Annotated in this window: 1 protein-coding gene; it reads left to right on the top strand. The window is 51.4% G+C overall.

Annotation, left to right across the window (positions count from 1 at the left end; genetic code table 11):
• Nucleotides 1–19: 19 nt before the first annotated feature.
• Nucleotides 20–454: a GPW/gp25 family protein gene (locus AC1RPH_RS07710; protein ID WP_481762011.1), complete on the top strand. Its 435-nt coding sequence runs from the start codon at nucleotides 20–22 to the stop codon at nucleotides 452–454.
• Nucleotides 455–589 lie beyond the last annotated feature (135 nt).

Here is a 589-nt window from a genome sequence, read left to right as displayed (position 1 = left end):
ATGGTAAGGAGAACTCAACATGACTACACCAACAGCATATCAGCTTGATACGCGGGGTGCCGTATGGGTCGATGCGTCGTCGAAGTTTACGCTGGACACTAACCCCGATTTGCTGCCTGACGTACTGGCCATCAACAACTCGTTGTACAACCTGTTCTCATGTCAGATAGGGGCACGAGCCCGTATATTCCAGCCGGAGTATGGGGCCTCCCTTCCCACTTATCTACAGGAACCAATCGATCAAAACACTGCGGATAAGATTCAGGTCGGCTTCATTCAGGCGATAGCCCGCTGGGAACCCCGCATTCAGCTCGACATGAGCAACACATGGGTCAAGCCCGACATGTCGCTGCCCGGCTATCAGATTCGGATTGCTTACAACCTGAACCTAAACCTTGATTCTCAATCAGGTCCGCTGGTTGCAGCATTTTCCGTCACCGCCAACCAATCATAAGGTTCAACATGGCAGATACTAATAAGCTCGTTCTGGCGGACTTGACAGCCGACGTTGATCAATTCGTTTCCCAGTTTCAAAACTACCTTACCACCATCCCATCGTGGCAGGGAACGCTCACGACAATGACATCGG

This window comes from Dellaglioa sp. CoH-57-MRSF-16 (genome assembly GCF_056782055.1).
The sequence above is the reverse complement of the archived record's forward strand: the minus strand, read 5'-3'. Positions and strand labels throughout refer to the sequence as shown.